Origin of the sequence: Streptomyces sp. AN091965 (genome assembly GCF_022698285.1) — a bacterium.
Lineage (GTDB): Bacteria > Actinomycetota > Actinomycetes > Streptomycetales > Streptomycetaceae > Streptomyces.
The window spans coordinates 9,257,743-9,282,193 of sequence record NZ_JALDMY010000001.1 but is presented as its reverse complement, the minus strand read 5'-3'; the positions used below and the strand labels follow the sequence as shown (position 1 = coordinate 9,282,193).

24 protein-coding genes are annotated in these 24,451 nt (G+C 72.0%); 10 read left to right on the top strand and 14 right to left on the bottom strand.

Annotation, left to right across the window (positions count from 1 at the left end; translation table 11 throughout):
* Positions 1-72: 72 nt before the first annotated feature.
* From MQV74_RS38245 to MQV74_RS38235, 3 genes are all read right to left on the bottom strand, one after another.
* Positions 73-1,881 carry a helix-turn-helix transcriptional regulator gene (locus tag MQV74_RS38245; protein ID WP_242728089.1) on the bottom strand — a complete coding sequence of 603 codons (1,809 nt, stop codon included), beginning with the start codon at positions 1,879-1,881 and terminating at the stop codon, positions 73-75.
* The gene (locus MQV74_RS38240) at positions 1,878-2,582 is read right to left on the bottom strand and encodes a nucleotide disphospho-sugar-binding domain-containing protein (RefSeq protein WP_278195454.1); all 705 of its coding nucleotides are present in this window, start codon (positions 2,580-2,582) and stop codon (positions 1,878-1,880) included. The genes MQV74_RS38245 and MQV74_RS38240 overlap by 4 nt, the downstream gene beginning before the upstream one ends.
* 237 nt (positions 2,583-2,819) lie before the next feature.
* Positions 2,820-3,032: a hypothetical protein gene (locus MQV74_RS38235; RefSeq protein WP_242728087.1), complete on the bottom strand. Its 213-nt coding sequence runs from the start codon at positions 3,030-3,032 to the stop codon at positions 2,820-2,822.
* Between the two features lie 574 nt (positions 3,033-3,606).
* Here MQV74_RS38235 and MQV74_RS38230 point away from each other — a divergent pair.
* Positions 3,607-4,617 (top strand): aldo/keto reductase, encoded by a 1,011-nt coding sequence (locus MQV74_RS38230; protein ID WP_242728086.1) that lies wholly within the window; start codon positions 3,607-3,609, stop codon positions 4,615-4,617.
* Positions 4,618-4,690: 73 nt separating this feature from the next.
* Here MQV74_RS38230 and MQV74_RS38225 read toward each other — a convergent pair whose 3' ends face one another.
* Positions 4,691-5,266 carry a GNAT family N-acetyltransferase gene (locus tag MQV74_RS38225; RefSeq protein WP_242728085.1) on the bottom strand — a complete coding sequence of 192 codons (576 nt, stop codon included), beginning with the start codon at positions 5,264-5,266 and terminating at the stop codon, positions 4,691-4,693.
* 138 nt (positions 5,267-5,404) lie between these two features.
* Between MQV74_RS38225 and MQV74_RS38220 the strand changes: the two genes are divergently transcribed.
* Positions 5,405-6,097 carry a VOC family protein gene (locus tag MQV74_RS38220; protein ID WP_242728083.1) on the top strand — a complete coding sequence of 231 codons (693 nt, stop codon included), beginning with the start codon at positions 5,405-5,407 and terminating at the stop codon, positions 6,095-6,097.
* A 249-nt stretch (positions 6,098-6,346) separates the two neighbouring features.
* A complete protein-coding gene (locus MQV74_RS38215) occupies positions 6,347-7,069 on the top strand; it encodes an N-acyl homoserine lactonase family protein (protein ID WP_242728082.1) in 723 nt (240 codons plus the stop codon).
* A 22-nt stretch (positions 7,070-7,091) separates the two neighbouring features.
* Here MQV74_RS38215 and MQV74_RS38210 read toward each other — a convergent pair whose 3' ends face one another.
* Together MQV74_RS38210 and MQV74_RS38205 are read right to left on the bottom strand one after the other, a co-directional pair.
* Positions 7,092-8,648, bottom strand: coding sequence for an acyl-CoA synthetase (locus tag MQV74_RS38210; protein ID WP_242728081.1), 1,557 nt, complete (start codon positions 8,646-8,648; stop codon positions 7,092-7,094).
* A gap of 161 nt (positions 8,649-8,809) precedes the next feature.
* Complete coding sequence (locus MQV74_RS38205; RefSeq protein ID WP_242728080.1) at positions 8,810-9,913, bottom strand: nitronate monooxygenase; 1,104 nt, start codon at positions 9,911-9,913, stop codon at positions 8,810-8,812.
* A 199-nt stretch (positions 9,914-10,112) separates the two neighbouring features.
* Here MQV74_RS38205 and MQV74_RS38200 point away from each other — a divergent pair, with 199 nt between their 5' ends.
* Positions 10,113-11,345, top strand: a complete 1,233-nt coding sequence (locus MQV74_RS38200; RefSeq protein ID WP_242728079.1) for an FAD-dependent oxidoreductase — start codon at positions 10,113-10,115, stop codon at positions 11,343-11,345.
* A 94-nt stretch (positions 11,346-11,439) separates the two neighbouring features.
* Here the strand turns inward: MQV74_RS38200 and MQV74_RS38195 are convergent, their stop codons facing one another.
* Positions 11,440-12,555, bottom strand: a complete 1,116-nt coding sequence (locus tag MQV74_RS38195) for a YihY/virulence factor BrkB family protein (RefSeq protein WP_242728078.1) — start codon at positions 12,553-12,555, stop codon at positions 11,440-11,442.
* Positions 12,556-12,691: 136 nt separating this feature from the next.
* Here MQV74_RS38195 and MQV74_RS38190 point away from each other — a divergent pair, with 136 nt between their 5' ends.
* From MQV74_RS38190 to MQV74_RS38170, 5 genes are all read left to right on the top strand, one after another.
* Entirely contained in the window at positions 12,692-13,324 is a 633-nt protein-coding gene (locus MQV74_RS38190; RefSeq protein WP_242728076.1) for a hypothetical protein, read from the top strand.
* 2 nt (positions 13,325-13,326) lie between these two features.
* Positions 13,327-13,755 carry a phage holin family protein gene (locus MQV74_RS38185; protein WP_242728075.1) on the top strand — a complete coding sequence of 143 codons (429 nt, stop codon included), beginning with the start codon at positions 13,327-13,329 and terminating at the stop codon, positions 13,753-13,755.
* Positions 13,731-14,267, top strand: a complete 537-nt coding sequence (locus MQV74_RS38180; RefSeq protein ID WP_242728074.1) for a DUF3618 domain-containing protein — start codon at positions 13,731-13,733, stop codon at positions 14,265-14,267. The genes MQV74_RS38185 and MQV74_RS38180 overlap by 25 nt, the downstream gene beginning before the upstream one ends.
* A gap of 130 nt (positions 14,268-14,397) precedes the next feature.
* A complete protein-coding gene (locus MQV74_RS38175; protein WP_242728073.1) occupies positions 14,398-14,766 on the top strand; it encodes a YbjQ family protein in 369 nt (122 codons plus the stop codon).
* A gap of 922 nt (positions 14,767-15,688) precedes the next feature.
* On the top strand, positions 15,689-16,540 hold the full coding sequence (locus MQV74_RS38170) for an AfsR/SARP family transcriptional regulator (protein WP_242728072.1): 852 nt from the start codon (positions 15,689-15,691) through the stop codon (positions 16,538-16,540).
* A gap of 81 nt (positions 16,541-16,621) precedes the next feature.
* Here MQV74_RS38170 and MQV74_RS38165 read toward each other — a convergent pair whose 3' ends face one another.
* The gene (locus tag MQV74_RS38165; protein WP_242728071.1) at positions 16,622-17,095 is read right to left on the bottom strand and encodes a hypothetical protein; all 474 of its coding nucleotides are present in this window, start codon (positions 17,093-17,095) and stop codon (positions 16,622-16,624) included.
* A gap of 65 nt (positions 17,096-17,160) precedes the next feature.
* Complete coding sequence (locus tag MQV74_RS38160; RefSeq protein WP_242728070.1) at positions 17,161-18,369, bottom strand: MFS transporter; 1,209 nt, start codon at positions 18,367-18,369, stop codon at positions 17,161-17,163.
* Positions 18,370-18,550: 181 nt separating this feature from the next.
* On the opposite strand from MQV74_RS38160, the gene MQV74_RS38155 reads away from it, so the two are divergent.
* Positions 18,551-19,183 (top strand): TetR/AcrR family transcriptional regulator, encoded by a 633-nt coding sequence (locus MQV74_RS38155; protein ID WP_242728068.1) that lies wholly within the window; start codon positions 18,551-18,553, stop codon positions 19,181-19,183.
* Positions 19,184-19,231: 48 nt separating this feature from the next.
* On the opposite strand, the gene MQV74_RS38150 is transcribed toward MQV74_RS38155, so the two are convergent.
* From MQV74_RS38150 to MQV74_RS38130, 5 genes are all read right to left on the bottom strand, one after another.
* Positions 19,232-20,962 (bottom strand): pyridoxal-dependent decarboxylase, encoded by a 1,731-nt coding sequence (locus MQV74_RS38150; RefSeq protein ID WP_242728067.1) that lies wholly within the window; start codon positions 20,960-20,962, stop codon positions 19,232-19,234.
* 69 nt (positions 20,963-21,031) lie between these two features.
* Positions 21,032-22,009 (bottom strand): VlmB-like protein, encoded by a 978-nt coding sequence (locus MQV74_RS38145; RefSeq protein ID WP_242728066.1) that lies wholly within the window; start codon positions 22,007-22,009, stop codon positions 21,032-21,034.
* Between the two features lie 34 nt (positions 22,010-22,043).
* Positions 22,044-22,628, bottom strand: a complete 585-nt coding sequence (locus MQV74_RS38140) for a flavin reductase family protein (protein ID WP_242728065.1) — start codon at positions 22,626-22,628, stop codon at positions 22,044-22,046.
* Positions 22,625-23,119: a hypothetical protein gene (locus MQV74_RS38135; protein ID WP_242728063.1), complete on the bottom strand. Its 495-nt coding sequence runs from the start codon at positions 23,117-23,119 to the stop codon at positions 22,625-22,627. Before MQV74_RS38135 ends, MQV74_RS38140 begins: the two co-directional genes overlap by 4 nt.
* A gap of 25 nt (positions 23,120-23,144) precedes the next feature.
* Positions 23,145-24,281: an acyl-CoA dehydrogenase family protein gene (locus MQV74_RS38130; protein ID WP_242728062.1), complete on the bottom strand. Its 1,137-nt coding sequence runs from the start codon at positions 24,279-24,281 to the stop codon at positions 23,145-23,147.
* Between the last annotated feature and the right edge of the window lie 170 nt (positions 24,282-24,451).

The window sequence follows — 24,451 nt, the reverse complement described above, 5'->3', positions numbered from 1 at the left end:
TTCCTAGGGGAAAATCGAAGACACAGGGAAGGCTATTCAGTGCGAGTTCGCGATGTCTTGAGTAATCAATACTCAAGTCCGTCCCGGGTGTTGGCCGATGAGCACCGCGAGCGCGGCGCGGCCGGAGACGCCGAGCCTGGCGTACACGCGGCCCAGGTGGTTGTCGACGGTCCGCACCGACAACGAAAGGCGCTCGGCTATGACCTTGCTGGGCAGCCCGGAAGCCGCGAGGAGCGCGACCTCGTGCTCCCGCCGGGAGAGCGCGGACACGCCCAGGCCCCGCTGTGCCACCAGCATGGGCGTACTGGCACCTTCGCACCTGTCGAGCAGCGCGGTCATGCGCGTCCGCGCCGCCACCGCCGCCGCTTGGTTTCCCGCCGTCAGGTGGGCGCGTGCGGCCGCGGCCGCCGTCTCGGCGGCGTGCAGCGCGAGGCCGCGGTCGTCGAGCGCGGTGACCGTCGCGTCGAGGGCGGAGCCGTCCAGGGCGACCAGCGCGTCCGCCGCCCTGGTGAGGGCCGGGACCAGCGGTCCGTGCGCGGTCTCGGCGAGGTCGGCGAGCCGGGGCGTGGCCGAGGAGGGCGCGCCCAGGCGGGCGACGTCGTAGAGCGCGATGGCCTCGGCGTCGTACTGCTTGGTGTCGTCGGCCAGATCGGCCGCCCACCGGGCCTGCCGGGCGGCGCGCTCCAGGTTCCCCTCGGCCGCGATCACCCAGGCGCGGTCGAGTTCGATCCAGGGGTCGACCAGCCTCCGGACCTCCCCCTGCGGGCCGTCCGTGCGCAGGGCGTCGGCGCGCCGCATCCACCGCCCTGCCCCGGCGGCGTCACCGGCGAGGGCCGCGGCTCCGCCCAGGTCGGCGAGCAGCCAGCGGGCGAGCTGGTCGGCACCGCGCCCGTGCAGCGCGGCCACCGCTTCCCGCAGCACCGCCTGGGCGGTCGCCACCTTCCCTTGCGCCTTGGCTATCGCGCCCCGGCATCCGGCCCAGCCGATGGCCACCTCCCTGATTCCCTGGTCGACGGCTCCGCTGTAGCCCGCTTCCGCGAGGTTCCTCGCCTCGTGCAATCGTCCGGCGAGCACCAGGCCGAGACAGTGCGTCCAGCCGAACACGGCCTCGTCCCACAGCGTCGAGGCGGGTTGTCCGAAGCCCGTCGTGCGCTCGGCGGCCCGGTCCCACAGCCACACTCCCTCCCGGCGCACCAGCGCACCGTCTTCGTACGCCTCGACCAGGAGGTCCCTCAGCAACCGGGGCCTGCCCGCCGCCGTCCGGACGATCGCCAGCCGGGTCACCCCTTCCACCTGGGGTCCCAGGGAGCACGTCAGAAGGTCGTCCATCGCTCCTGGTGTCAGCGGTGGGACGAGCATCCGGTGGGCCAGGGCGTCCTTCCAGAGCGCGGTCACCCCATCAGGTGTGGGCTCTCCCGCTCGTACCGTCGCCACCACGGATACGAGGCCGCGCAAGGCGAGTTGGTGGATCACCCACGCCGACTGCTCGTCCAGCAGATGGGCGTCGTCGACTCCCACGACGAGCGGCGGCCGGTGCCGAGCGGCATGCCGGACCGCGTGGTGCAGCACGGCCATCGGATCAGTGCCCGGCGGCTCGTCGCCCGCGACCAGCGGCAGCAGGGCGCCGAACGGGATGCTCGCGCACGTGCGGGTGGCGGCCAGCCAGCAGGTGCCCCGGCCCGCCCGTCGGGCACGGGCCAGGACCGCTCGCGCCAGCCGGGTCCTGCCCACCCCGGCCTCGCCCGCCAGCACCACCCCGCCGCCGGCGTTGCCACCTGAACCGGCGGCCGTGCTCGTGCCGATCACTGCCCCGATCGCGACCAGCTCCCGTGCCCGGCCGACCAAAGGCCAATCGGACGTCTTCGGACCGTTCCCCGTCATTGATTCCTCCCCCAAGAGCGCCACGAAGGCGCCCCCACAGACAACACACAGGCATTCGGACCGCGAAGGGGAGCGGATTGGAACGGGAGAGCGAGAGCCGGTGGAACCGGCGTGGGCCTTCGACGCCACGGGGCGGAGGCCCGACCCCGACACCGGCCCTGCCGGTGATGCCGGATCCTCAGCTCAGCCATCCCGGAGGCGTCGCCGAGCAGGTCGGCGACGACGGAGCGCAGCCGGTCGGCCGTCGCCTCGGCCGGGGCGAGGGTGTGGCCGAGGCCCCGTTCGACGATGCGGTCGGCGGTGGTCCGCGCTTCGGGGGTGTGAGGCAGGGCGAGCATCGGTACGCCCGCCGCGAGGGCCTCCATGGTGGAGTTCATGCCGGTGCGGGTGACGAAGGCGTGGGCGAGTACGGCGGTCTGCGGTACGGACCGGTGGGCCTCGATGGTGCGGGGCAGCCGGCCCGAGGGAGGCCGGATCGCCCCGCGTCCGACGGACATCACGACGTGGTACGGCTGATCGGCGAAGGCCCGGACACAGCAGTGGAAGAAGTCCGGATCGCTGATGATCGTGCCCAGCGCCACGTACACCAGCGGCGCTTCCCCGGAGGAGGACGGGGACGCAGGCGTGGAGCCGCCGGGCGCGGGCAGGTTCGTGAGCGCTCCGACTGCGGTCCGGACTCCCCCCGTAGGAGCCACACCCATCGACGCCCACGCCACCACCGCGGGCACACACCGCGCCCCTCGCGCCACCAGCCCGGCGCCCCGGCACACGCTGCCCCAGCCGTCATCGACGCCATCACGGCCGAACAGCCACCGCTATGCCTCCCTCTGAGCAAGGCCCTATACGGCCTCTGAGAAGTAGCGTGATTCGAGGTTGCAGAGGTAACGCGGGAGTAATGTCCCGGACGCTCCGAGGGTCGCGCACCCGCGATCCCCCGTTCAGTTGGACCAGGTGTATCCCAGGGCGTTCAAGACCTCGTTCTCGTTGTCGATGGACGCCGCGCTGTTTGCCACGATCCGGTCCTTGCCGAGACCGCTGGTGCGCACGTCGTCGTCGCCCGTCGCGCCGGCCGGAGCAGAAAGCCCGATGACGGCTGCGGCGGCAGCGGCGGCGGTCGCCGCCGTGACCTTCGCCGACTTGGCGATCCTCATTCCACTTCCCTCTCTCCCGGATTTCTCCTGCTGGTCGTTCACGGGCCTTTTTCAGGGCCCTTGGCCGCACCGCTCCTCGGAAGATTTCGGAAGACACAGGGAAGTCTAGGACGGCCTGCTCGTGGCGTCCTGAGCAATCAGTGCTCAATTCCGTTCCGGGTGTTGGCCGATGAGCACTTCGAGGAAGCAGTCCAGCGCTCAGTTCACGACCGCCGACGTGGTGCCCAGCGATGCGGCCCGACAGGGACGTCCGTGGAGCGACCGGACTCGAGGACGACCTGACCGCCGAGGAGGATCCCCTCCGACACCCCACCCCTCGGCTGGGGGGCGCGTCCGCCCGTCGCCTCGGAGGCGAGCGCCGTGCAGCACGCCTACCGCCTGAGCCCTTGCGGCAGAGTGCGGCACTCCTTGCATTAGCCCGCGTCTGCAACTATTGTCTACGCATGTAAGGCGCGTCCGCATCTAAATGCGGCGCTCGCGCAACCCGGTGGTCCATCCCTTCCAGCGCCCGGCTCCGTCGACGGAGCCGCCGGCGCACTCACGGACGTCCACCCTCACCTGCGAAGGCACCCTCATGTCACTCAGCGACATCCTGCCCGGGCGGCTGGGTTTCGGTACTGCTCCGCTCGGCAACATGTTCCGCGCGATTCCCGACGACGAGGCCCGCGCCACGGTCGAAGCCGCCTGGGACCAGGGCATCCGCTTCTATGACACCGCTCCCTTCTACGGCGCCGGGCTGGCCGAGACGCGGCTGGGCGAGGTCCTTTCGACCCGTCCCCGGGACTCCTACGTGCTGTCCAGCAAGGTCGGCCGCGTCATTCTCGACGAGCACGAGAGCGCCACCCCCGACTTCGGCGAGAAAGGCGGACTGTTCGAGCACGGCAACCCCAACAAGATCGTCCACGAGTGGACCGCCGACGCCACCGAGCGCTCCATCGAGGACAGCCTCAAGCGGCTGGGCACCGACCGCCTCGACATCGTCTGGGTCCACGACATCGCCCAGGACTTCCACGGCGACCAGTGGCTGAACAAGTTCGAACAAGCCCGCACCGGCGCCTTCCGGGTCCTGTCCCGCCTGCGCGAGGAGGGCGTCATCAAGGCCTGGGGCCTGGGCGTCAACCGCACCGAGCCCATCGAGCTCACCCTGGCCCTGGACGAGCCCCGCCCCGACGCCTTCCTCCTGGCCGGGCGGTACACCCTCCTCGACCACGACCACGCCCTCCAGCGCCTGCTGCCCACCGCCCAGGAACAGGGAGTCGACATGGTCGTCGGCGGCCCCTACAGCTCCGGCATCCTCGCGGGCGGCACCCACTTCGAGTACCAGCAGGCCCCGCCGGAGATCATCGAACGCGTCGGCAAGCTCAAGGCCCTCGCACAGCGCCACGGCGTCAGCATCAAGGCCGCCGCCCTGCAGTTCTCCCTGGCCCACCCCGCCACCGCCGCCGTCATCCCCGGCGCCACCCGCCCCAGCCGCATCGCCGAGGACACCGCCGCCCTGAACGAGGGCATCCCCGCCGCGTTCTGGACCGACCTGCGCACCAACGGCCTGGTCAGCCCCACCGCACCCCTCCCGAACAACGCCTGACCCGCCCGGGAACGGCCGACGGCCGCGCCGGATGCGATCCCGGCGCGGCCGTCCCGTGAGCCTTGAGCGTTCCCTAGCGGCGGGCGCTCCGGGCCTCCTGCCACTCCTCCCGCGTGAGCGCGTACTCGACGGAGCGCAGGTCGGTCCCCGGCGGGAACCAGCCGGCGTCCGCGTCGAAGTCGCGCACGTGGCGCAGCCCGACAGCGGCCATCGTCGCCCGGGAGGCCGCGTTGCCCGCCGAGGTCATGGCGCAGACCCGGTCGAGCCCGAGGTCCTCGAAGCCGTGCCGGATCAGCTCGGCCGAGCCCTCGCTGCCCAGGCCCTTCCGCCAGTGGCGCCGCAGCAGCCTATAGCCGAGTTCGGCCTGGCCTTCCGCGGGCTCCTCGTCGACGTCTCCCGGCGGGCGCAGGATCCAGTAGCCGACGAAGTCCCCCTCGACGAACCCGGCCCAGTACCCCAGGCCCTCGGCCCGCTCCGCGTCCGCGAGGGCCGCCCGGTGCGCCTTCTCCACCACCTGTTCACGGCTGCGGACCCCGCCCAGGTAGCGCATCACCTCGGGGTCGGAGTCGAGCTCGATCTGAAACTCGACATGCTCATCGGACAGCGGGACCAACTCGACCCGTTCGGTACGCAAGATCGCCTGGGACATGGCGCCCAGTATCTCCTACCGCCGGACGCGACCCCCTGGCGGTCCGGTCGCCGCCGTACCCCGGGGAACCCTTCCGATGGGGCCTGTCCGGAAGTACCGGTAGGCGGGGGCCGGCGGTGGGCCTGCGAGGATGCGGTCATGGAGCGGATACTGAGTCGGCAGGAAGCGTCGGAGGCCGTCCAGGACCACGGGTGGCGCTACATGCTGGGCGCCTTGCAAACGTCGGTTCCGGTCGGCACGTTGGCTCAAGCGATCGGCTTGGCAGCGGACGCTGTCGCCGTGTGCGGCGACGACGCCGATCGCCATCTGCGGGTCGATGCCCGCCCTGACCTGGCCGTCTTCACTCTGCAGTCGTTGGACCACGCGGCGGTCACCACCCGGGATGTCGAGCTGGCGCGTCGGATCTCCGCCACCGCTGAAAAGTCCGGGGTGCTGCCGGAGCCCGGACTCGGAACGGGGGCACCCCGGTCCGTCCAGGTCATGGAGATCGCCATCGATGCCCTGGACATCTCCGGGATCCGACCGTTCTGGAAGGCGGTGTTGGGCTATGCCGACGAGGCGGGCGCCGCGGGGCCGGAGGATCCGCTCGTCGACCCGCTCAGGCAGGGCCCGGCCCTCTGGTTCCAGCCCATGGACCGCGCGCGTCCGCAGCGCAATCGCCTCCACATCGACATCAGCGTTCCGCACGACGAGGCACCCCGACGGATCGAGGCCGCGCTGGCCGCCGGCGGCCGACTCGTGTCCGCGACCCGCGCCCCCGCCTTCTGGGTGCTGGCCGACCTGGAGGGGAACGAGGCCTGCGTCACCACTTGGCAAGGCCGGGACGGCTGACCCCATGTGACGGCCCGCACCGCGAGCCTCCACTCGCGCCGGGCAGACAGCCTGTCCGGCACCGATGCCCCCCCCGGGGACGCCGCGGATGATCTCCAGGTTGGTGGTGCCGTCCGCGCCCCACGGCGGCGTCCCGAGAGGCGCTGAGGCACGCATCTTTGCTGAGGCACGCATCTTTTCGGCAGGGGACGGCTCTGCCGACGGCAGACGCGCAGAGCGTCCGCGCCGCCCTCCGGGCAGGATCACCGCATGCCGATCACCACAGCGATACGCCGACTCGACCTCGGGTACTTCGTCCGGCCCGCGTCCGAGGCGGGTGGGGCGGAGCCACGGGTGGAGCCCGTGCTCGCCTATCTCGTACGGCACGAGCGGGGGCTGCTGCTCTTCGACACCGGCATCGGCGAGGCAGGGCCCGGGGCCGAGGCCCACTACCGGCCCCGGCGCCGTCCGCTGCCGGAGGCCCTGGCGGCCGCCGGGGCCCGCCCCGACGACATCACGCTCGTCGTGAACTGCCATCTGCACTTCGACCACTGCGGCGGCAATCCCCTCCTGGCGGGCAGGCCCGTGCTCGTGCAGCAAGCGGAGCTGGCCGCCGCGCGCCGGGGCGGCCACACCGCCGAGCACCTCGTCGACTTTCCCGGCGTGCGCCATCAGGAGCTGTCCGGAGAGGCGGAGGTCTGGCCCGGTGTGTGGATCGTGCCGACGCCCGGGCACACGGACGGGCACCAGTCGCTGGTCGTGCAACGTACGGACGGCGCAGTGGTCCTCGCGGGCCAGGCCAGGGACTTCGCCTCGCAGTTCGCGGGCGACCACCTCGCCCGGCGGGCGGCGCGGGACGGCGCGGGGGCGCTGCTGCCCGCGTACCCGCACTGGCTGGAGCGGCTCGCCGCGTTCGCGCCGCGGAGGGTCTGCTTCGCCCACGACGCCTCGGTGTGGGAATCCGCGCCGGACCGCTCCGGAGAGCCGTGGTAGCCGTGGTGCGCGGGCCGCGGTCTCAGAGCTCCTTGACCCGGCCCTCCCAGTACGGCTCCCTCAGGCGCCGCTTGTAGAGCTTGCCGTTCGGGTCGCGGGGCATCGCCACGACGAAGTCGACGCTCTTCGGCCGCTTGTAGCCCGCCAGGTGCCGTTCGCAGTGGCCCAGGATGTCCGCGGCGAGCGCGTCGCCCGCCGTGTGCCCGGGCGCGGGCTCGACGACGGCCTTGACCTCCTCGCCCCAGTCGTCGTGCGGGATGCCGAACGCGGCGGCGTCCGCGACCGCGGGGTGGGTGAGCAGGGCGGACTCGATCTCGGCGGGGTAGATGTTGACGCCGCCCGAGATGATCATGTCGATCTTGCGGTCGCGGAGGTAGAGATAGCCGTCCTCGTCCAGATAGCCGAGGTCACCGACCGTGAAGAAGTCGCCGATGCGGTTCTTGCGGGTCTTCGCCTCGTCCTTGTGGTACGCGAATCCGCCGGTGGTCATCTTCATGTAGACGGTGCCGAGTTCACCGGGCGGCACCCGGTCGCCGCCGTCGTCGAAGACTGCGAGCTCGCTGATCGGCCAGGCCTTCCCGACCGTGCCGGGCCTCTTCAGCCAGTCGCGGGCGGTCGCGAACGCGCCGCCGCCCTCGCTGGCCGCGTAGTACTCCTCGACGCACTCCCCCCACCAGTCGATCATCGCCCGTTTCACGTGCTCGGGGCAGGGCGCGGCCCCGTGGATGGCGTGCCGCATCGACGACACGTCGTACGCGGCCCTGACCTCCTCGGGCAGCGCCAGCAGCCGGTGGAACTGGGTGGGGACCATGTGCGTGTGCGTGCACTTGTGGCGGTCGATGAGACACAGCATCTCCTCGGGCGTCCACCGGTCCATGAGGACCAGAGGGTGTCCGATGTGCAGGGCGGCGCCCGCGAATTGGAGGACGGCGGTGTGATAGAGCGGGGAGCACACCAGGTGCACGTTGCCGTCGAAGGGCTTGATGCCGAAGATGCCCAGGAAGCCGCCGAGGTGGGCCTCCTCGGGAGGCTTGCCGGGCAGCGGGCGGCGGATGCCGCGCGGCCGTCCCGTCGTGCCCGAGGTGTAGTTCATGACCCAGCCGAGCGTCCGGTCGCGCGGGGGCGATGCGGGTTGCCCGGCGAGGAGTTCGGCGTACGGACGGAATCCGGGGGCGGCGCCGACGGCGTAGCGGCGCGCGGCCGGGAGCCCGGCCTCCTCGGCGGCGGCCGTCGCCGCTGCGGCGAACCGCTCGTGGGCGATGAGCACCTCGGCGCCGGAGTCGGCGACGATCCAGGCGATCTCCGGGCCGACGAGGTGGTGGTTGACGGGGACGAGGTAGAGGCCCGCCTGCGCGGCGGCGAGGTAGGCGGTGAGGAGCTCGACGCCGTTCGGCAGGACGACGGCGAACGCGTCACCGCGCTCCAGGCCCACCGCGCGCAGCCCGTGCACGAGCTGGTTGACGGCGGCGTGCAGGCGGCCCGCCGTCCAGGACGTCCCGTCGTGCGCGGTCAGCACGGTCCGGTCCGGGTCGGCGGTCGCCTGGGCCCAGAAGCCGTTGGGCGGGGCGCTGTTGGTCATCGGGCTGCCTCCTCGGGCGGGGACGGGCCGGGGGGTCGGGTCGGTGGACCGATCCGGTCGGGCTCGTGGGGCGGTGCGGTCGAGCTCCTGGAGCGGTGGGGTCGGGCCCCGGTGGCGTGCGGCGGGGCCCGGGGAGGACGCGGGGTCGCCCGAGCACGCGGTCAAGCGCGCCCGGCGATCCGGTTGAGCCGGGTGACAGCCCTCTCGAAGCCGCTGGTCAGGTCGTCGAAGACGGCCTGGACGCTGCGCTCGGCCGTCATCCGGCCGACGATCTGCCCCACGGGCGTGCCGAGCAGCGGCTCCACCTCGTACTTCTGGATCCGCGAGACGGCCTCGGCGACGAGCAGCCCCTGCAGCGGCATGGGCAGCGTGCCGGGTCCCGCCGGGTCGTCCCAGGCGTCGGTCCACGCGGTACGCAGCTGGCGCGCGGGTTTACCGGTGAGCGCGCGGGAGCGGACGGTGTCGCCGGAGCCCGCGGCGAGCAGCTTGCGCGTGAGGGCCGGGGAGTGCAGGTCGGCCTCGGTCGTGGTGAGCCAGACCGAGCCGAGCCACACGCCCTGCGCGCCGAGGGCGAGGGCGGCGGCGACCTGTTCGCCGCTGCCGATGCCGCCCGCGGCGAGCACGGGCATCGGTGCGACGGCCTCGGTGACTTCGGGCGTGAGGACCATGGAGGCGATCTCGCCGGTGTGGCCGCCCGCCTCGTAGCCCTGGGCGACCACGATGTCGAGGCCTGCTTCGGCGTGCTTGCGCGCGTGCCGGGCGCTGCCCGCGAGCGCGGCGACGAGCACGTCCCGCTCGTGGGCGCGTGCGACGACGTCCGCGGGCGGTGAACCGAGCGCGTTGGCAAGGAGTTTGATCGGGTAGTCGAAGGCGATGTCGAGCTGGCCGCGGGCGACCCGCTCCATCCAGCCGGTGATGCGCCAGCCCGCCGCCTCACCCTCGGCGAGCTCGGGTACGCCGTGCCGAGCCAGGGTGTCCTTGACGAACTGCCGGTGGCTCTCGGGGATCATCGCTTCGACGTCGGCCTCGCTGACGCCCTCGACCTTCTTCGCGGGCATCACCACGTCGAGGCCGTAGGGATGGCCGTCCACGTGGTCCTGCATCCAGTCGAGGTCGCGCGCGAGGTCGTCGGGCGCGGTGTAGCGCACCGCGCCGAGCACGCCGAAGCCTCCGGCCCTGCTGATGGCCGCGGCCACCGCGGGGAAAGGTGTGAAGCCGAAGACTGCGTGCTCGACTCCCAGTCTCTTGCTCAGCTCCGTCTGCATGGGCGCAGGATGCCGCAGGCGTCCGGACGACGGAAGAGATTTTCTGATGCGACGTCAGATCTCCTCGGCGCCGCTTCGGCCGACGCTCCCGACATCTCTTTGACTAACCGACCGGTCAGATATCTGACCGATCGGTTAGAGTGCTGCGTGGCGGCGCCCGGCGACATGAGGCGCCCTACGGAGGGGAAAGGTGCCGGACATGGAACGCGAGCGCACGACGTGCTGTGTGGTGGGCGGCGGACCCGCGGGCATGATGCTCGGCCTGCTGCTGGCCAGGGCCGGAGTCGAGGTGACCGTCCTGGAGAAGCACGGGGACTTCCTGCGCGACTTCCGCGGGGACACCGTCCACCCCTCCACCCTGCGGCTGCTCGACGAACTGGGCCTCGGCGAACGCTTCGCCGAGCTCCCCGCCCGCAAGCTCCAGGAGATGCGGGTGCACATCGACGGGACGACGGTCGTCGCGGGCAGCCTGCGCCGCATCCCCGGCCGTCACAAATACATCGCGATGGTGCCGCAGTGGGACTTCCTCGATCTGCTCGCGGGCGCAGCCGCCGAGGAGCCGGGCTTCACCCTGCGGATGCGCACGACGGTCACGGGCCTGTCCACGGACCGGACGGGCCGGGTCACCGGCGTGACGTACGTCGACGCGCTCGGCGCCCGGGGCGAACTGGCCGCGGACCTCACCGTCGCCTGCGACGGCCGGGACTCACGGGTGCGCCGGGAGGCCGGGCTCGCGCCCGACTACTTCGACGTGCCCATCGACGTGTGGCAGGTACGCGTGCCCGCGCCGCGCGACCCGGTCAAGGACGGCCGCGTGTTCCTCAGCGTCCGCGACGGCCAGGTCGCCGCCACCATGGACCGGGGCGACTACTACCAGACCTCCTACCTCATCGAGAAGGGCGCGGACGCGCGGCTGCGGGCCCACGGCATCGAGTGGTTCCGGGACCGGCTCGCCGACCTCCTCGACTGGGACCGCGATGCGCTGCGCGGGATCGGGTCCTGGGACGACGTGAAACTCCTGGAGGTCACCATGGGCCGACTGCGCCGCTGGTACCGCGACGGCCTGCTGTGCATCGGGGACGCGGCGCACATCATGTCCCCGGTCGGCGGCGTCGGCGTCAACCTCGCGGTGCAGGACGCCGTGGCGGCGGCCCGCATCCTCGCGGCCCCGCTGCGGCGGGGCGACGTCGGCCTGCGGGACCTGGAGCGGGTGCAGAAGCGGCGCTGGCTGCCCATGGCGGTGACCCACGCGTCGCAGCGGGGCGAGCACGAGAAGCTGCTGCGGCCCGCCCTGGCCGGAACGCTCCGCGGCGACCGGCTTCCGCTGCCGCTCAAGCTCCTGCAGAAGGTGCCGCCGCTGCAGACGGTCGCCGGATACCTGGGCGGGGTGGGGGTGCGGCCGGAGCACGCCCCGGGTTTCGCCCGGCGGTGACCGGCCGCCCGCGGCGCCGGTGACCGGCCACCCGCACCATCGGTGACCGGCCGCCGCCCGTCCCGTCCCGGGCCGGGCCCTTCTCGGACCGCTCTCACCCGCCCGCCCGCTCGCCGCCGCTCCCGCGCAGCCGCTTCCGCAGCTCGCGGGGCCACTTCCGGGTGTCACGCGGCTCCACGTACGGCTCCTGCGTCTCCGGCATGCCGCCGCTGATGGCTCGCTGGCGGGCGAGTTCGGCGTCGAACTCCAGGCCGAGGAGGACGGCCAGGTTCGTCAGCCACAGCCAGACGAGGAAGACGATGACACCGGCGAGCGTGCCGTACGTCTTGTTGTAGGAGCCGAAGTTGGCCGCGTACACGGCGAACCCGGCGGAGGCGACCAGCCACAGGACGACGGCCACGGCGCTGCCGGGGCTGATCCAGCGGAAACCGGAGGTGCGGGCGTTGGGCGCGCGCCAGAACAGCAGGGCGATCATCAGGACGACCAGGACGAAGAGCACCGGCCACTTCGCGAGGGACCACGCGGTGACCGCCACGTCGCCCGCTCCGATGGCGTCACCGGCGCGCTCGGCGAGCGGGCCGGTGAACACCACGATCACCGCGCTGACGGCGAGCAGCACCATCAGGACCAGGGTCAGCCCGAGCCGCAGCGGGGTCAGCTTCCACACGGGGCGGCCCTCGGCCACGTCGTAGACGGCGTTGGCCGCGCGGATGAAGGCGGCTACGTAGCCGGACGCGGACCAGACCGCGGCCGCGAGCCCGGCCAGGGCCACCACGCCGCTGACCCCGCCCCGGTCCTGCAACTGCCGTACGGCGTCCGTCAGCAGGTCGCGCACCGGCCCAGGCGCGAGGTCGTCCAGGTTGTCAAGGACGCTGCGCGTGGCGGACTCGCCGATCACCCCGAGGACGGAGACCAGGACCAGGAGCGCCGGGAACAGGGACAGCACGCTGTAGTACGTCAGGGCGGCGGCGCGGTCGGGCAGGTCGTCGTTCAGGAACTCCTTCACCGTGCGGCGCGACACGGCCCACCAGGAACGGGCGGGCAACTCGCCCGGCTCGTCCGGCTCGACCCGCTCGACCTCGCGGCCGGGGCCGGGGCCGGGGCCGGGGCCGGGGCCGGGGCCGGGGCCGGGGGCAGGGTCCTCCTGCTGCTGTCGCGCGTCATCCGCCTCGGTGTCCCGCTGGTGCCTGCGCTCGTCGCCGTCTGTCATACGGGCACGGGTGACCCCATCGGGCCCGGGCCAATCCGGAGTGCGCCGTCGCGTGTCGCGTACGGACGGTGTTCCGATCAGCACCCCGGGTACCCGGCGCGGCGTCCGACATCAAGGCACTGCACAGGGAGAAACCATGGACCGGATGCACAAGCCCGGCCGCGAGGGCCGGTCGACCGGACAGGACGTCGCGGGCGCCGCCCGCGAGGGCGCGGCGGAGGTGGTCCACGAGTCCGTCGCCCAGGGCCGGGACCTGTACGAACGGCTGCGGGAGCAGGCCGCGGACGAGGCCGGCGCGCAGGTGCGACGCCTCGCGGCGGGCCTGCGTCACCTGTCGACGGACCTGTGGCACATGGGCGAGAACGCCAAGCCCGACTCCCCCGCGGCACCGCTCGTGCGGCAGCTGGCGGAGAGCGGCCACCGTATCGCCGACCGCATGGAGCACCGTCGCGCCGACGAACTCCTCGACGACGCGCGGAACTTCGCGCGCAGCCGCCCCGGGATGTTCCTGGCGGGCGCGGCCCTCGCCGGGCTCGCCGTGTCCCGGCTCGGGCGAGGCGTCGGCGCGGCGGGGCAGCGCACCGAGGTGCGGCCCGCCGACGAGGGAGCACCGCTCGAAGCGCCCGAGTCCGTCGCCGCGTACGCGCCCGAGCCCGCCCTGGCCCCCGGCGAAGGGCCCCCGCCCATGCCCCGCCTGGGCGCCTCCGCCGCCCCGGTGACGCCGGAGCCCCCGGCCACGCCGCCGCCCACGACCGGCCGGGGGTGGTGACGGTGCCCGCCCCGCACACCGACCGGCCACCGGCCGCCCGCCCGGCCCCCGCCCCGGACGCGTCCGTCGGTGACCTCGTAGGGGAGATCACCCACGACCTGACCCATCTCGTGCGCACCGAAGTCGACCTGGCCAAGGCGGAGCTGAAGGAACAGGGCGGACAGGCGGGGCAGGCAGCGGGTCTGTACGGGGGCTCCGGATACGCCACCGGCCTCGCCCTCGCGCTCGCCAGCCTCGCGGCGGTCTTCGGCCTCGACCACGTCATGGACCGCGCGTGGGCGGCGTTGATCGTCGCCGCGGTGTGGGCGGTGGTCGGCGCGGTCCTGTACGTCACCGGGCGCAAGCGGATGCACGCGGTGCAGCTCACGCCCGAGCGCTCGATCGACTCGTTGAAGGAGGATGCGAAATGGGCCCGACACCCGACCGGCTGAGGCAGGAGACCGAGGACACCCGGGCACATCTGTCCGACAGCGTGGACCGACTCGCCGAGCGGCTCAGCCCGCCCCGTGTGGCGCGCCGCCGCGCGCGTGCCGTGCGCTCCCGCGCCGAGGGCGTCAGGGACCGGGTCATGGGCACCGCGCGCGCCACCAGCGCGCAGGTCGGCGACACCACCGGGCAGGTGCGGGAGCAGGCCGGGCAGACGCCCGAGCGGATGCGCGCCCGGACCCAGGGCAGCCCGCTGGCGGCCGGGATGGTCGCCTTCGGCGCGGGCCTGCTCGTCGGCGCGCTCTTCCCGCCGACCACCGCCGAGACCCGCGTCGGCCAGCGGGTCCGCGACCACTCCGAGGAGCTCGTCGCCCCCGTGAAGGACGCCGCCCAGGGGGCGGCCCGCGAGGCCGGGGCCGAACTGCGCGAACCGGCCCGCGAGGCCGTGTCGTCGGTCAAGGACACGGCCCAGGAGGCGGCACGCTCCACGGCCCGCCGGGCCCGTACGTCGGAGTGACCGCGGGCGCACCGCCCCGGCCTGAGCCGGCCGGGGCGGTCCTCGGTACCTCTCGGGGCGCACCCGGGCCGGGGCCCACTGGCACGACGCAGCGGAGCAGGCCATGCTGGCGTCGAGGAGGTGCACTCGTATGGGCATCGAGGATTTCGGCGGCGGCCAGGCCGCGCAGTCCGACGTCTTGGTCGTGACCACCAATGACGTTCCGGGGCATCAGGTGCAGCAGGTCATCGGTGAGGTCTTCGGTCTGACGGTGCGCTCGCGGCACCTCGGCTCGCAGATCGGCGCGGGCCTGAAGTCCCTGGTCGGCGGCGAGCTGAAGGGGCTGACGAAAACCTTGGTCGAGACGCGGAACCAGGCCATGGAACGGCTGGTGGAGCAGGCCAGGTCACGGGGTGCGAACGCGGTCCTCATGATGCGCTTCGACGTGACGGAGGCGGCGGACGTGGGCACCGAGGTGTGCGCGTACGGAACCGCCGTGGTCCTCGCCCCCAAGGGATAGCCGCGGAAGCCTCAAGGGATAACCCCCCGGGGGGGCAGTACGCCGCCGTCCACAGGCCTGCCGGCCGATGTACGGTCTGCTGCGCAAGGCCTTGATTTCATGACGCATCCAGTGGCGCGTTCTCAACGTCACGGACGGGCGGGCCAGTTGGCTCTGCTGTAAGGTTCAAAGAGTTTTGTCGCATCGAGATGCGGTCCGCACGGCGCACGTCACCCCCGTACAGCCAGGGCACACCCCCTCCCCTCACGAGCTTTCGCTCCACCGGAGGCAGCATGCATCCCGCGAGGCAGAGACTTCACGCGGCGCTGGGCACCGACGGCATTCCCGGTCGCCCCGCGACCTCGTGCGCGGACCCGCTCGCAGGGTGTCCACCTTGTCGACGCTCGGGAAACAGGGCCGTGACGCCGACGCCCCCGCTCCAGTGAGCCCTCACGTCACGCGCCCGCAGCCGCTCCCCCGCACTCTCTGACCTTGCTTTCATGGATCGCTTCCGACTTGTTGCCACATGATCCATGGCAGGAACTACCTTTGAGTAACGACAAGAAATGGCATCACTGACTGTTATCTGTTGTTGACTCAACGAGTGCCGTGTGCAAGCATCGCGAATGACCGACGGTCGGTCAGTCATGCCCGCGAGGCCACCCCCACACCACCCGACACCACCATGACGTCTTGCCGTCCCACCGACTTCCGAGGCCGACCACCAGAACTCCCCCACTCCCGTGCACGCTTGGGGAAAGGGCCGGACCGAACCGCCGAAAGCGAAGCGCGAGGAATGCGCGGCCGCGCACCACCCTCCTCTCGGCCGCACGCCTTTCCCGCCCTTCAGGGCAATCCACGCATTCCATGTGCCCCGCATGACGAACGCCCCCTCTCCCCGCACGGAGAAGCACCCTCGGCCTCTTCCACCATCGGAGCAGCAATGCTGAAATTCCAGATCCTGGGTGCGATCGAGATCCAGTCTCCCGATTGCACGATCCGCCCCAAGGGCACACTCCAGCGCGCCCTGTTGGCCACGCTTCTGGTCAGCGACGGGCCCCTGGTGCCCACACAGACACTCATCGACGAGATATGGGGAAGCGAGCCGCCCGACGAGGTGGAGAACGCCATCCACGCGCACGTCAGCCGCCTGCGGCGGAAACTCGCACCACTGGAACACGCCTCCTGCGGCTCGCAGTTGGTGACCCACCCCGGCGGCTACCGCCTCGCCCTGGGCGAGGACCAGCTCGACGCCCGTGTCTTCACCCGCGGTTACGAATGGCTGAAGGCGGCCTCCGGAGCCCCCGCGAAGGTCGCCGCGGAGTGCCGCCGCCTGCTGGAGCTGTGGCGGGGCAGCACCTTCGGAGGTCCCGTGGGCGGACCGACCTGCCAGGCCGCCGCCACCCGCTACGAAGAGGCCCGCCTCGCGGTGGAGGAGCGGCTCTTCGACTGCGAGCTGGACGACGGGCAGCACCACCGCATCATCCCCGAGCTGCGCAGGCTCCTGATCGCGCACCCCTTCCGGGAGCGGCTGCACCAGCAGCTGATGGTGGCCCTGTACCGGGCCGGACGCCAGACGGAGGCCCTCCAGGTCTACCGCGACCTGCGCCACGAGCTGGCCGAGGAACTCGGACTCAGCCCCTCCCCGATGATGCAGGCCTACGAAAGGGCGGTGCTCGATCAGAACCCCGCCTTGAACTGGAGCACCGTCATGGAGGCCGTGGACACCCAGCCCCCTTTCCTGCGTTCCGCGCCGATGCGCAACCGGTCTTTACGGGACCCCACTTGCGCTTGACATGTACCCATAAGGCGCGGGTTCCTCCTCGACCGCCGTCGCGGAGGGACCCGCGCCGTTCCGCTGCTCCCGCGCCCCGCCTCAGGCCGAAAGGGCCTCGGCGAGGGCGTCGCGGTGCCCGGGGATGTGCTTGGCCGTCCGCAGCTCGATGAGGGTGTGCCAGCTGAGGACCGAGTCGCTGACGTACTCGCCGTTGCGGTCGTGCATCCGCAGGGTGAGCCGGGCCCGGGCGTCGTCGGTGGTGAACGACTCCAGTACGGAGCGCAGTTCCGCCCAGTTGCGGCGCACGTTGTCGACGCGCTGGGCGTGTGTGGTCGTGTCGATGATCGCCGCGATGCGGCCGGGATCCATCGAGGGCTGGTTGTCGACGGTGGCGGCGCGCCCCTCGATCTGCTCGCCCGCGGCGGTGGCGATGATCCGGTCGGCCAGAGCGATGTGGCACAGCCGCCAGTCCACGTCGGCGCGCGTCTCGGCCCCCAGAGGTGTGGAGCCGTCGATGGCCTCGGCCCGGGCGAGCAGGCCCTCGTAGACGGAAGCGAGTGCGGTGACATCCATGAGTGTGGTCCGCTGTTCTGTAGAAGGTGAAGGCGGGACGCGCCGCGGCCGGGGCCGGTCGCGGCTCACGCGTGGCGGCGGTGCTTGCGCGCCAGCAGGAGCATGTCGAGCAGGCACAGGGCGGCCACGACGGCGGCGAAGAGCTGGACGGCCGCCAGCAGTCCGGTCCCGGTGGCCAGGAGCCCGACGCCGATGACGGGGACGCCGACCCCGAGGTAGACGATGACGTAATAGCTGGAGAGGACGTCGGCGTACCTGCTCTTCGGCGCCAGGCGGTTGATCTCCGTGATGCCGCCCAGGAAGGTCAGCCCCTGCCCGACGCCGCCGATGACGGTGGCGACGAGGAGGAGGGCGAGGGAGGCGATCTCTCCGGCCACGGCAAGCAGCACCAGACCGACGGCCAGCAGGAGCAGGCCCACGATCTGGATCACGAGCGCCGGGCGCCCCGACGCGGCGATCTGGGCGGCCACGGAGCAGGCGAGCATCAGCGTGACCGCTCCCCCTGCCAGGGCCAGGTTGCCGCTCCCGGACAGCTTCGTCACATAGGTCGGCACCAGGCTCAGGAACAGCCCGATCACGGAGAAGGCGAGGAAGCTGGCCGTGCCGCTGGAGACGAACACACCGCGCATCGAGGCGGGGATGGACGGGCGGCGCGGACGCCATGGCGTGGCGGGCCGCGAGGTCGGGAGGGTGGCCATGGCGATGCCCGCGGGCACCAGCAGGACGATCTCCACGACGAAGGGCAGCACACGCGGCCAGGGGGCGTACTCGGCGAGCAGGCCGGCGATCAGCGGCCCCGCCCCCAGGCCGCCGACGGAGGCCACGGTCGACACCAGGGCGGCGCGGCGCCGGTCGCCGTGGGGCTCCAGTTCGTTCAGCGCGGCGGTGAGCGCGCCGGACGCGGCCCCCACGGCCAGGCCCTGGAGCAGCCGGGCGGCGAAGAGCCAGCCGACCCCGTCGGCGAGCGCGAACACCAGGGAGCCGAGCGCGGCGAGGACCACGGCGGGCAGCAGCACCTTGCGGCGCCCGATGGAGTCGGACAGCGGCCCGGCGATCAGCAGGGAGGGGATGAGGGAGGCCACGTACACCGCGAAGATGAGCGTCACCATCAGCGGCGAGAAGTCGAACGACCGCTGGTATCCGCGGTACAGCGGGGTCGGCAGGTTGGTGCCGGTCAGTAAGAAGAGCAGGGTGTAGGCGGTCGCCCAGAAGCGGACCGGGCTTCCCGCGGTGGCCGGGGCGCCGGCGGGGGCCGCCAGTCGTTCCGTCGTCATGTCGTCCTCGGATGTCTCACGTGTGGATCGCGGCGCGGTGGGCCCGCCATCATGACCGGCGGTCAGTCAACCAAATGACCGGCGGTCAGTCAACCAAATGACCGGCGGTCAGTCAACACACTGACCGACGCCCGGTCAGATATGCTGCGCGGAACCGGAACACCGTTCGACGGAGGTGGACATGGAGCCGAAGGCGCGCAGGAAGCGGGTCGCCAAGAGCCCCGACGACCGCAGGGACGACATCCTGCGCGCCGGAGAGCGGGTGTTCGGCACCACCGGTTTCGAGCGGGCCACCATCTCCGAGCTCGCCGACGCGGCCGAGATCGGCAAGGGCACCTTCTACCTCTACTTCGAGTCCAAGGACCATCTGCTCGGCGCCCTCTGGGAACGCTACGTCGACGCCATCGTCTCCACGGCGCAGGAGATCCTCGCCGAGAGCGCCGCCTGGTGGCCGACCATCGACCGCGTGATGACCGCCCTCATCGGGCACGCCCTGAAGAACGCCGAGTTGCACCGGATCGTCTACGGATCGGCCAACGCCAAGGCGCTCGAACTGTGCCGGCAGGCCAACCAGCGCGTCATCGACCTCATGTGCGACTTCGTGGAACAGGGCACCCACGCGGGCGCCTTCCGGGCCATCGACACCCGCCTCGCCTTCCGGATGTCCTACCACGCGGCCGACGGCCTCCTGGACGACCTCGTCGCGGACGGCGACGAGCACATCGACGAAGCGCACGTGACCGCCATGGTCCTGGAGTTGATGCACCGCGCCCTCGGCGACCCCAAGGCCACGCCCTCGCCCGCGTACGCCTGACCCGGCGGCCCGGGGCGCTCCCCCGCGGGGGGGGGAGCGGCGTCGGCGTCAGTGCCGGGCGACAGCTTCCGTCCGGGACGGCGCGGCCAGGGAGTCGACCGCCCCGGCCCAGCCCGGGCCGGTCCCGGCGTCGGGGAAGGCACCCGGCTGGCGCATGTCGCGGACCAGCTCGTCCACGAGCTCCCGCCTGAGGTGGGGAACCGCGTACAGATGGACGTACGTCCGGCGCTCGCCGTCCTCGTGCACGGTCTCGCAGGACAGCGAGTACTTGCGGACGATCTCCGCGCCGGGCCGGCGGAAGCGCACCGTGAGGGCCTGCGGGCTGCGGGCCACCCACAGGTCGACGCCCAGCTTGTCCTGGAGCGCGAGGAGCCGGTCGTGGGCGTACCCCGCGAGCTGGTGGCACTCGGCGGCCAGCCGCACCAGGTCGTCGTAGGAGTGCCGGGAGAGGTAGTCCCACAGGAGCAGCGACGAGAAGCCGTTGCGGGACCCGGCGAACGTGGTGTCGGTCGCCCCGATGTACTCGGAGGACTTCGGCGGGGTCATCTGCAGGCCGGTCCGTGTCATGTAGATGCCGCACGCCCAGGGCGTGCCCATCCACTTGTGTCCGCTCATGGTGAGCGAGTGCACCTCGGGCAGCCGGAAGTCGAAGACGGGCGGCGCCTCGTCGACCATGCCCGCGTCCCTGGCCATGTGCAGATACGGCGCGTACCCGGCGCCGAGCGCGGCGTCGATGTGGATCCAGAAGCCGCTCCGCTCGTCGAAGTCGCTGTCCGTGCCGCGGTCGTGGTAGACGCGCCGCCGGTCGAGGCCGTACTCGGTGCAGATCTCCCGCACGGTGCGCGCCACGGTCGGGACGTCGTCGTAGGCGCCCTTGAACGTCGATCCGTAGTTGAGGCTGACCAGGATCGGGTAGCCCTTGCTCGCGAAGAAGCGGACCAGCGGGGCGAGTCGGCCGACGTCGATGGCGCCGTCCCGCGACGGCACCTCCGTCGGCCACGGGGTGCCCGGCCCGAGCGGATTCTCGTCCGGGTAGCGGGTGCTGCCGATGTGGTGGAAGGTGTTGATCCCCAGCACGCGCACGGCCTTCGTCAGGGAGTAGTGCGTGTCCTGCGAGAAGAACGCCACCGGTTCGTAGGCGTGCGGGCTCTGCCCCTCGCGCCGCAGCGCCTGCGTGTAGACGACCGACGCCGGGTCGTGGCCGGTGTGCTCGCGCTCGCGCAGCAGCAGCTTGCCCGACAGGTGGTCGCGCGCGTTCCACAGGCCGTACAGGTTGCCCTCGCTGGAGCCCATGGTGAGGACGTAACCCCAGTACGTCTCGGGGTCGTTGCCGTCGTGGGGCCACTTGGCGTTCCACAGCGAGGCGAAGTAGTCGAGGACGGCCCGCTCCAGGAGCTTGGAGTTCAGGGTGTAGGAGCTGGACTCGTAGGGGTCGCCGACGTTGTTGAGGTGCCGGTCGAGGTAGTGGCTCAGCCGCTGGAAGTCGAGGTCGCTGGTGACCTGGTAGCCCGCGAAGTTGCGGGTCTGCGCGTCCACATAGCGGCGGAAGAGGCCCTCGGCCTCCGCGTACTGCTGTCCGTTCAGGCCCGCGGGCGGGATCTGGACCTTGGCGAAGGGGACCTCCGGTATGTCCATGTACGTGTCCCGGGGGTCACCGGACGGCGGGGTGACGGCGGGCACCCCGTCCACGACGCGCAGTCCGCTGAAGGTCTTCTGCCAGGGCGTGTCCTCGGGGCCGAAAGGAACGTCCGGCCCCGAGGAGGCGGGGGTGGTCGACAAGGGGGTGTCCTTTCCCGGTGAACGGCGTGGGGCCGCGGCAGCCCACGGGCGCGGCCGCCGCGGTGGGGGTCACGTCAGACGGAGGATCTCCACGGCCTCGTCCAGGCCCATGTACGCGAGGCGCGCGGCGGCCATCTTGTCCGTCCAGCGCTCGGCGGTGGCGTAGCGCTCCTCCGCGGTGGTCTCCAGGAGCGGCCGGCCGGGCCAGACCTCGTAGTCGCCGATGAGGGCGGCGTGCTGGCGCATGCCCTCCTGGAACAGGTGCTCGCGCTCCAGGATGTACTTCTTGTCGGGGATCTCGTCCCACAGCGTGCGGCCCCGCTTGATGATGTCCATCAGCCGGGGCCGGTAGCCGGGGTCGGCCCGCAGGTGTTCGCGCACGATGGAGCTGCCGACGGTGAGGTGGCGGATCTCGTCGATGGCCGCGCCGCGGGCGATGGCGCTGGCCGCGGGGTCGATCAGGCTCCACTTGCGTTCGCTGAGTTCGGCGGCCGGCGCGAGCACCCCTTCGATGATGATGGTGAAGACCGCGACGCCGCCGACGAAGTCGCCCTCGTCGCGCACCGCGCGCACGGCGAAGTCCAGGATCGGGTCGAGCACTTCGCGCTTGTAGTCCGTCGAGAGACCGGCGATGGTGGCGTGCAGTTCACCGGCCGGGACTCCCATCTCGACGAGGTGGTTGCGGAACACCATCGAGTGTCGGGCCTCGTCCATGAGCTGGGTGGCGAAGAAGTCCATCTCCGCGATGCCGGTGGCGTTGGCCACGTAGTGCGCGAGCACGCGGGTGCCCTGTTCCTCGGCGACCGAGCGGCAGCCCAGCTCCAGGATCTGGGCGTCCCGCAGCGGTCCGTCCGCGCGCATGTGCTCGGGGGTGACCTCCGCGTCGGTGTGCCCGGTGCGGGCACGGTCGCGCAGGGTGCCCTGGGCGACGCCGCTGAACCAGTAGGCGAGGTCGCAGCGGCGGGCGGAGAGGTCCAGGTTCATCGCCCCGTCGAGCAGCCCCGGGGCGTGGTCCCAGTCGGTCTCGGGCGGGAGGGTGTGGGTCATGTCGGCTGTGCCTTTCTGCTGGTGGGCGCGCGGCCTACTCCAGGGAGGTGACGGTGCTCGGCCCGTCCCTGCGGACGCGAAGGACGTCGCGCAGCTCGATGTCGTAGAGGTCGCCGCCGAAGTTGAGGAGGGGTCTGCCGGTGCGTCCCTGGCCCTCGACGACGTCGGCGACCAGCAGGTCGTCGCTCGCGCCCAGGGGCAGCAGATCGGCCGGGCGGCAGGTGAAGTGCGCGAGGGCATCGCCGAGGATGGGCATGCCCCCGGTCGGATGCGCCGCCCAGGGGACGTAGGCGAACTGGCGCAGCCCGCGGGGCCGCTCCGGGTTGGCGAACCAGTCGGCCACGGCCGACTGCCCGCTGGACAGCACGTTGACCGCGAACGCGTCGCAGCGCCGGATCAGCGTCGCCAGATAGGACCCGCGGCGCAGGCTGGCGCCGATGCGCAGCGGACGCTGGGTGAGCACGCTGACGGTGCTGACGGTCGCGCCGTGCGCCGCGTCGCCGTCCCGGGCCGTGAGCACGGCCACGCCGGTGGGCAGCCGACGGGTGACGCCGCGCAGCCGCTGTTCGTCGGTCACCGCCCCTGACCGGTCGCGGGCGGCGGTCGCCGGTGTCGTCATCGCCGGGAGCCCACGGCGGGCGCGGTGGCGGCCGGGGCGGAGACCGGTCGCTTGCCGAACAGCTTCTGGGTGAGGCCGGCGAAGTCCTCGTTCACCACGGGTTCGAAGGGCAGGGCGAAGGGCTTCAGGAAGTTCCCGAAGACGCCGCGGTCCGCGCACAGGTGGATGGGGATCACCAGGAGGGCCCACTCCGGGCCGCTGATCCAGATCCACAGGCCCACCACTGCGCCCTGGGTGATGAGGCTGTGCATCGTGTTGTACAGGACGTAGTACGCCTTGTGGACGCGGTGGTCCGGGCTCCTGCGGTGGGCGACGGCGCCGGGGATGTAGCCGATCAGATCGATGTACGCGAACAGCAGGACCGCGGGGATCCAGCGGACGTCGCCGATGTGCGCGATGAAGAGCCCGAGCGAGACCCCCAGTCCGGTGAGGTACTCGCCGCGGTGCAGGCGCGTCGTGGTGGGTGATTCGAAGGCGTTGAGCTGGTCCATGGTCGCTCCCCCTCTCGGGTGGGTGTCAGATGCGCAGCGGTCCGCCGTCGAAGTACTCGACCAGGTGCGGCGAGGAGCTCGTGCGGCCCGGCGGGTGGAAGGCCAGCGGGTGCAGCGCCGACGACAGGTAGGCGATCTCCGGTGCCTTGATGAAGGCGATCCCGCCGAGCAGTTCGACCGCTTGGTCGGACACCGCGGCGAGGGCCTTCTGGATGGCGAACCGCGCGGTCAGGGCCGCCGCGACGGCGTCCTCGCCGGACAGGCCGTCGCGCAGCGCGCGGGCCACGCCCTCGGTCAGCGCCACGGCCGACTCCAGCCGGATGCCGAGGTCGGCCCGGTCGGTCACCGAGCCGCGCTCCCGCTCCAGGACGAGTTCGGTCAGCGCGCTTGCGGCGCCCACGTAGGCGGAGGTGATGAGCAGTTCGAACCAGACGAAGGTGGCGGTCTGGAGGTCGTCGAGCCGGCTGGGGTCGTCGGGGGTGCCCCTGATGATCAGCTGCTCGGGCACGTGGACGTTCTCCAGGCGGACCTCGTTGCTCTGCGATCCGGCCAGGACGGGGCTGTCCCAGAAGGGGTGCACGGTGATGCCGGGCGAGTCGGCCAGGATCAGCGGGACGGCGAGGGAGGGCTGCCCGTCCTCGTCGGGCAGGATCACGCTCGCGGTGAGGATGCTCATGGAGCGCGACAGGCTGCACGGCTTCTTCGACCCGTTGAGCACGAAGCCGCCGTCGACGGGTGTCGCGGTCACCGAGGGGTTCAGGATGTCCTGCTGGGTCCGGCCCTCGGCCCACCCCGAGGCCAGGAGCAGCCCCTCGGGGGCCACCCGGGCGAGCAGCTGCTGCTGTTCGGGGGTGGGCGGGATGACGCGGTCCGTGAGGGCGAAGACCATCGCCGCGGTGAAGTTGTGCATGGTCGCCGCCGCGGCCAGCGAGGGTGAGGAGGCCCCGAGGGCGCGGGTCACCCGCACCGCGTCGAGGGCGTCGGCTCCGCTGCCGCCGTACGCGGAGGGCACGAGCAGCCCCGCCCCGCCGTGCGTGCGGAAGATGTCGAGGACGGGGCTGTCCGGCGACTCCCGCTCCAGGAGGGGGAGTTCCTCCAATGCCTTGATCAGCCCGGGGTGCAGGCGCTCGCACGCTGCACGGGCGGTATCGAGAGAACGCATGCTGAGCCAACCTCCGGCGTCCGTCGGGCAGAATGCGGCTCCCGGGGCGGAATGCCGCGGGAGCGGGGAGAATGCCGTGCGGAAATGGGCGGGTGAAATACCCGGGATTCAACGGCACGTGCCGCAAGTCTCACACAGGCGTCTGACACCTTCCTGACACCCGCTCAAGG